This is a genomic window from Pelomonas nitida, assembly GCF_043555975.1.
In the GTDB taxonomy this organism is placed as follows: domain Bacteria; phylum Pseudomonadota; class Gammaproteobacteria; order Burkholderiales; family Burkholderiaceae_C; genus Pelomonas; species Pelomonas nitida.
Genome location: NZ_JBIGIA010000063.1, coordinates 1 through 285, shown reverse-complemented (window position 1 = coordinate 285; position 285 = coordinate 1). Strand labels below are relative to the sequence as shown.

1 protein-coding gene is annotated in these 285 nt (G+C 75.4%); it reads left to right on the top strand.

The window, feature by feature from the left end:
• The coding region (locus ACG00X_RS24115; RefSeq protein ID WP_394492377.1) for a hypothetical protein at window positions 1-285 on the top strand (285 nt) is incomplete at both ends.

Below are 285 nucleotides of genomic sequence, written 5' to 3'. Positions count from 1 at the left end.
CGGGAAGCTCACGACCGCTGGCGGTGCGATCACCGTGGACAGTGGCGCCACGCTGGCGACGGTGGCCGGCGTGACGGACGGGCTGGGCGACGGCTCGGCGCTGCGTGTGGCGGGCACGCTGGCGCTGGGCGGCGCCGAGACCGTCAACCGGCTGACGCTGAGGGGCACGCTGGGCGGCGCCGGCAGCCTGAGCGTGGCGGACACGGCGACGCTGAGCGGCGGCACGGTGAACACGGGCCTGACGGCGGCCAGCCTGACGAGCAGCGGCATCAGCGCGATCAACAC